The organism is Streptomyces sp. NPDC006265 (assembly GCF_040613555.1).
In the GTDB taxonomy this organism is placed as follows: Bacteria; Actinomycetota; Actinomycetes; order Streptomycetales; family Streptomycetaceae; genus Streptomyces.
Window position 1 is genome coordinate 1 of the sequence record NZ_JBEXSH010000511.1, and the last position, 6,489, is coordinate 6,489.

Genomic DNA, 6,489 nt, shown 5'->3' on the forward strand with positions numbered 1-6,489 from the left:
GGTCGAGACGGTCTCCGCCGGTGCCCTTCTGGGTCGGCTCGGTGATACGGATCCCGGCCGCCTGCCCGACCAGCTTGCAGGCCGCGTACGTGGCGTCCGCGTCGGCCGCGGTCGTGCGCTTCGAGGAGCGCTTGCCTATGGAGGCGAGCAGCGTCTGGTCGGCCTGGGCGCGTACCGCCTCACCGGCCTTGATGCCCTCGGCGGTGCGCGTCTCGTGGGTACGCTCCAGTTGCTCGATCCAGCGGTCCAGCGTGGTCAGCAGCCGGTACTGCTGGTCGACCACGGACTGCCACAGCGCGGGGTCCATCAGCAGGTCGGCCGCGGCCTCCGCGCCGTACAGCGAGCCGTACTGCACGCTGCCCGGCGGCACCTGCATCCAGAACACGTCGTCGTCGGTGGGCACTGCGGCCCGCTCGGTGGCCATCGGCGCCTGGAAGAGGATCGACAGGCTGCGGCCGACCCCGAGGGCGAGCGCGTACTCCAGCGGACTCGTCGTCGGCGGCACGTACTGCGGGTTGCCGTACTCGTCGTACGACCAGGTCGCCGTGTTGGCTTGCTGGTACAGCTCGCGCAGGCCGATGCGGTGCACGACGCAGTCCCGCAGCGGCCGGGCCACCAGGGTGTGCTGCGGGCCCGGCACCGGGCCGAGCACCAGCGAGCCCGCCTCCAGCCGGCCCAGATGGTGCCAGTGGCCCTGCTGCCCGGCGTCGACCGCGAACAGGTCCACGGCGCCGGAGGCGACCATCCACAGCACCTGCGGGCCTTCGAGGTCGAGGCGGTTGAACCCGGCGCAGTCGATGCGCGAACCCATCTGCCCGAAGGCGCCCAGCACCAGGTCGCCGTCGTGTCCTTCGTGAACGGCCGTCATGTCACCGCTCCCTGACCAGTGCTGCGTACGCGCCGCCGCGGGCCACCAGGTCCTCGTGCCGTCCCCGCTCCACGACCGTGCCGTGCTCCAGGACGACGATCTCGTCGCTGTCGCGCACCGTGCTCAGCCGGTGCGCGATCACCACACAGGCGCAGCCGCGCCGGCGCAGATTGTCCATCACGACCTGCTCGGTCTCCGCGTCCAGCGCGCTCGTCACCTCGTCGAGCACCAGGATGCTCGGCCGCCGCACCAGCGCCCGGGCTATCTCCAGGCGCTGGCGCTGCCCGCCGGAGAAGTTGCGGCCGTCCTGCTCGACCCTGCTGTGGATACCGCCGGGGCGGCGCGTGATCACGTCGTACAGAGCGGCGTCGCGCAGCGCGTCCTCCACCGCATCGTCGGGGATCGACGGGTCCCACAGCGCCACGTTGTCGCGGACGGTGCCCTCGAAGAGGAACACGTCCTGGTCGACGAAGGAGACCGAGGCGGCCAGCGCCCCTCGCGGGATGTCGTCGATGCGCTGCCCGTCGATGCGGATCACCCCCTCCCACGGCGCGTACAGCCCGGAGATCATCCGGGACACCGTGGACTTGCCGCTGCCCGAACCGCCGACCAGGGCCACCTGCTGCCCTGGACCGACCGTCAGGTCGAAGCCGGTGAGCAGGGGCTTGTCGAGCGGGCTGTAGCCGAATGTGATGTCCTCCAGCTCGACATGGCCCTGGAGGCGGCGCGTGGACTCGCCGGAGCCGGGGCGGCCGTAGAGCGGGTCGGCCTTGAAGTTCTCCACGTCCTTGAGCCGGGCCACGTCCGCCGCGAAGTCCTGGATGCGGCCCGCGACACCGTTCAGCCGGGTCAGCGGGGCGGTGAACCGGGTGACCAGCGCCTGGAACGCGACGAGCAGACCCACCGAGATGTGCCCCTCGACCGCCCGCATGCCGCCGATCCACAGGATCAGCGCGCTGTTGAGGGTGGCCAGCGTCGGCGCGACCACGCCCAGCCAGGCACTCGGCACGCCGAGCCGCTGCTGCTCCTCCAGGGTGGTGGCGTGCTGCCCGGCCCACTTGCGGAAGTAGCCGTCCTCGCCGCCGGTCGCCTTCATCGTCTCGATGAGCTGAAGGCCCGTGTAGGCGGTGTTGGTCAGACGTGCCGTGTCCGCGCGCAGCTTCGCCGTGCGGGTCGCCCGCAGCCGGATGACGACGCGCATGGCGACGACGTTCAGCAGGGCCACGCCGATGCCCACGAACGTCAGCTGTGGGTCGTAGGTGTAGAGCAGTACCGCGTACAGGACGACCACGATCGCGTCCACGCCCGCCGCCGCGAGGTCGCGGGACAGGGTCTCGGACACGGCGTCGTTGGACTGCAGGCGCTGCACCAGGTCGGCCGGGCTGCGCTGGGAGAAGAACGTCACCGGCAGCCGCAGCAGATGCCGCAGGAAGCGGGCGCTGGACAGGGTGGAGGAGATGATGCGCCCGCGCAGCAGGTTGGACTGCTGGAGCCAGGTCAGCAGGACCGTGAGCAGCACGCACGCCGCCATCGACGTGAACAGCACGCCGAGCAGCGAGGTCTGGTTTCCGATCAGGAACTCGTCGATGTAGGTGCGGCTGAGCGCGGGCACCGCCGCTCCGACCGCCACGAGCAGCAGGCTCGACAGCACCGCCGCGGGCATGGTGCCCGCCGTGCCGCGCAGCCGGGCGGGCATCGCGCCCAGCACGCCCGGCTTGCGGCCGCCCCGGGCGAAGTCCTCGCCGGGCTCCATCACCAGCACGACACCGGTGAAGCTGCCGTCGAAGTCCTCCATGGGGACGAACCGGCGGCCCTTGCCGGGGTCGTTGATGTAGACGCCGCGACGGCCGAAACGCCGACCCATGCCGTCGTAGACGACGTAGTGGTTGAACTCCCAGAACAGGACGGCCGGCGACTTCACCTCGGCGAGGGCGGCCAGGTCCATCTGCATGCCCTTGGCCGTCAGGCCGTAGGAGCGGGCCGCCTTCAGGAGGTTGCTGGCACGCGAACCGTCCCGGGAGACACCGCAGGCGATGCGCAGTTCCTCCAGCGGGACATGCTTGCCGTAGTGGCCGAGCACCATCGCCAGGGAGGCGGCGCCGCACTCGACGGCTTCCATCTGGAGCACGGTGGGGGTGCGGACGGTCTTCGCCCCGGCCTTGGGCACCTTGCGCTTCGGCGGGGCGGCGCGGCGCCTGCTCCGGGGATCCTGTGCGGTCGCGCTCATGGCAGCAGCCAGTCGACGGGGTGCTGGTCGGCCAGCCGGATCGCACCGGAGGCCAGCGTCATGGAGGTCAGCTTGAACGGGGGGCCGTCCGTGGACGACCACCTGTAGCCGCTCTTCGTGTCGGAGGACTTGTCCAGCCGGACCGTCACGGCCACCGGCCTGCCCTTCTTGGTGAACTGCTCGCCCAGCTGGCTGTCTCCGAGGAACGCGGCGATCTGCTGCGGGGACTGGGCCGAGCGGTCCACCGCCTTCACATGGCCGCGCAGCACGCCGTACTCCTGCGTCGGCACCGACTGCACGGTCAGGTCCACGGCCGCGTCGTCGGGGATCGAGGCGGCGTTCTCGGCGGGGACGTACACGGTCGCGTAGAGCGGGTCCCCGGTACGGGAGACCTTCTCGACGGCGGCGACGTTCGCGCCGGTCTGGATGATCTGCCCGACGGTCGCGGCGAGTGCGGAGACGCGGCCCGCGTCGAGCGTGCGGACGACCGCTTCGCCTTTGGCCGTACGGACCTTGAGCACGGGGGAGTTCGCGGGTACCCGCCGGCCCTGCTTGGTGAGCACCGCCGTGACCTGGCCCGCGACGGGGCTCTGGAGGAGGTAGCTGCCCTGCCCGTGCGTGATGATGGCGGGTGCGCTGACGGTGGAGGTCACCGAGCCGGTCACCGCCCACACCGAGGCGGCGGCCATCGCGACCACCGTCACCGAGAGCACGAGCCAGCCCTGCGGGCGGGCGAAGCGCACCGGGAGATCGAGTTCCTCCGGTGACTGGAGCTTGGCGAGGGCCTGTTGGCGGAACTGCAAGGAACTTCCCTCACCCGTAGAAGAGGTACTCACGGCCGTGGCGAAGATGCCGACGACCGTGCAAGAGGTGCATGCGGAACCCGAAGAACCCGGAACCGCCGGCTGCGGTTCCGGGAATCAACGGCACTAGGGCTCGCTCAGAGGCCGGAGACCAGGCCGGTGACCGGGGCCGTGTTCAGGCCGGTGACGCCCTCGACGGTGCCGACGGCGGTGTCGACCAGGCCGGAGACCGGGGCAATGCCGTCGACGGTGTCGGTGACGGTGTTGACGGCGTTCACGGACAGGCCGCCGGAGATGGCGTCGAGCTGGGCGTCAGCGATCTCGACGGTCTCAACCTGGGGGGTGGAGTTCATGATGGAACTTCCCTTCATATGGATATCTCACAAGGGGGGAGCGGCCCCCTCTGGGGACAGATGACGGCCGCGACCGCGGGCACCGGGCGTCCGTTTCCGAACGCCCTGAGCGGCCCCCGCGGTGCGATGGATCAAAGCACGCTGCGGGTCCGGGCTTCCAATCAACCACCCCCCTCACCAGGGAACTTGCGCCCCAGCGGCACCGATCCGTGCAGGTCTGCGCACCGCTTGGCGGCGAGTTCTTCACATGCGGCACCGCATCGGCGCATCCCGGCCCTTGTTCCGGGGTGCGGCGAATCCGGCACTCCCGCCCCAAAGGCGTGACCGACGCGGCCGGGGTGTGGATAACCCTCCGTTCGGTGACCGGGTTGAGCATTCGATGTGCAGATTCGCTGAAGCCGGGATTCGGCTCCGTGTCGGCGACAGATCGTTCCCGGCCGGATACGGAGCGTTTCGTTCCGCCGTGCCGGAACGGTGCCCGTTGCTGAAAGGCCGTCATCCGGCCATGGCTCTCCGCCCTCCGGCCGGGTCCGGCCCGCCTGAGCCGCCCCATGTGAACAGGGCGGCCGCGGATGGGCGCGGTCGCCGTGCGGGCGGCGGGAGTTGGCTGATTCCGCGATGCGAAGGGATCACTTGCAAACGGAATTGAACGCCTCGTGCGGCCCGTGCGTACCAACAGCCATCCAGGCGCCCCCCAGAAGCTGCCGGACGGCGGCACCTACTCCGTTCCCCAGGAGGAGAGAAGTTTGAGTCACAAGCGAATTCCGAAGCGCAAGGCCGCGATAGCGGCGGGCAGCGTGGTGGCGCTCGGCGCGGCCGCGATCCTGCTCCCCAACGCCAATGCCTCGCAGGACGGTTCGTCCGACGACGCGGCGGCCGCGCCGAAGACCCTGAAGGCGGGCGACGCCTCGGATCTCGCCTCGCAGCTCTCCGGGCTCCTCGGTGAGGCGTTCGGCGGCTCCTACTACGACAGTGCCAGCAAGCAGCTGGTCGTCAACGTCGTGCCGGGCGACAACAACAACGTGGTCGTGCAGGCGAAGGCGGCCGGCGCGAAGGTCCGCGAGGTCGAGAACAGCTGGTCGGAGCTCCAGGACGGGGCGTCGACGCTGAAGTCCGAGGCGACCATCGCGGGCACCTCGTGGTCGATCGACCCGCGCACCAACAAGCTCCTGGTGACGGCGGACAGCACGGTGACCGGCGCCAAGTGGGACAGACTGGAGAGCACCGTGCAGGAGCTCGGCTCCGGCATGGCCACCGTCAAGAAGTCCTCCGGCACCTTCAAGCCGTTCGTCTCCGGGGGCGACGCCATCTTCGCGGGCGGCTCGCGCTGCTCCCTCGGCTTCAACGTCACCGCGGGCGACGGCTCCCCGGCGTTCCTGACCGCCGGTCACTGCACCCTCGGCGGCAACGAGTGGTCCGACGCCCAGGGCGGCCAGCCGATCGCCACGGTCGACCAGGCCACCTTCCCCGGCAACGGTGACTTCGCACTCGTGAAGTACGACGACCCGGCGACCGAGGCGCCCAGCGAGGTCAACACCGGCGACCAGACCGTCCAGATCACCGAGGCCGCCGAGGCGACCGTCGGCCAGCAGGTCTTCCGGATGGGCAGCACCACCGGGCTCAACGACGGCCAGGTCCTCGGCCTCGACGCCACGGTGAACTACCCGGAGGGCACGGTCACCGGCCTCATCCAGACCGATGTCTGCGCCGAACCCGGCGACAGTGGCGGCTCGCTGTTCACCCAGGACGGTCTCGCCATCGGCCTGACCTCCGGCGGCAGCGGCGACTGCACGGCCGGCGGCGAGACATTCTTCCAGCCGGTGACCACCGCCCTGGAGGCGGTCGGCGCGACCCTCGGCGCGGGCGGAGCCGCGGGCGCAGGCGAGGAAGCCGGTGCGGGCGACGAGGCCGGTGCCGGTGAGGAAGCGGGCGCCGGTGAGGAGGCCGGAGCCGGTGACGAGGCCGGAGCCGGTGAGGAGGCCGGGGCCGGCCAGGAAGCCGGGGCCGGTGAAGAGGCCGGTGCGGGTGCCGGTGAGCAGGCCGGTGGGGACGAAGCGGGTGCCGGAGCCGGTGCGGGTGCCGGTCAGCACGCTGGTCAGGGTGTCGAGGACAACTCCGGTCTGACCGAGTCCCGCTGACCCCACCTCAAGCCGTCGGCAGCCGGTCCGACGCCGCCGGCCCGGTCCCGCCCCCGCCTCAGCCTTCACCCGCCCGGGTGCCGTGCCGACCCGGCTGCCC

4 protein-coding genes and 1 pseudogene are annotated in these 6,489 nt (G+C 71.0%); 1 reads left to right on the forward strand and 4 read right to left on the reverse strand.

Annotated features, from left to right (window positions below; all coding sequences use genetic code 11):
- From ABZ281_RS32145 to ABZ281_RS32160, 4 genes and pseudogenes are all read right to left on the reverse strand, one after another.
- A pseudogene (locus tag ABZ281_RS32145) lies at nt 1–868 on the reverse strand (NHLP bacteriocin export ABC transporter permease/ATPase subunit); the annotation flags it as partial.
- Between the two features lies 1 nt (nt 869).
- Nucleotides 870–3,095 carry an NHLP family bacteriocin export ABC transporter peptidase/permease/ATPase subunit gene (locus ABZ281_RS32150; protein ID WP_356661216.1) on the reverse strand — a complete coding sequence of 742 codons (2,226 nt, stop codon included), beginning with the start codon at nt 3,093–3,095 and terminating at the stop codon, nt 870–872.
- Entirely contained in the window at nt 3,092–3,898 is an 807-nt protein-coding gene (locus ABZ281_RS32155) for an HlyD family efflux transporter periplasmic adaptor subunit (RefSeq protein ID WP_356661218.1), read from the reverse strand. Before ABZ281_RS32155 ends, ABZ281_RS32150 begins: the two co-directional genes overlap by 4 nt.
- A gap of 137 nt (nt 3,899–4,035) precedes the next feature.
- Entirely contained in the window at nt 4,036–4,251 is a 216-nt protein-coding gene (locus ABZ281_RS32160) for a hypothetical protein (RefSeq protein ID WP_003994898.1), read from the reverse strand.
- A 746-nt stretch (nt 4,252–4,997) separates the two neighbouring features.
- Here ABZ281_RS32160 and ABZ281_RS32165 point away from each other — a divergent pair.
- Nucleotides 4,998–6,389 carry a S1 family peptidase gene (locus ABZ281_RS32165; RefSeq protein WP_356661220.1) on the forward strand — a complete coding sequence of 464 codons (1,392 nt, stop codon included), beginning with the start codon at nt 4,998–5,000 and terminating at the stop codon, nt 6,387–6,389.
- Nucleotides 6,390–6,489: the final 100 nt, after the last annotated feature.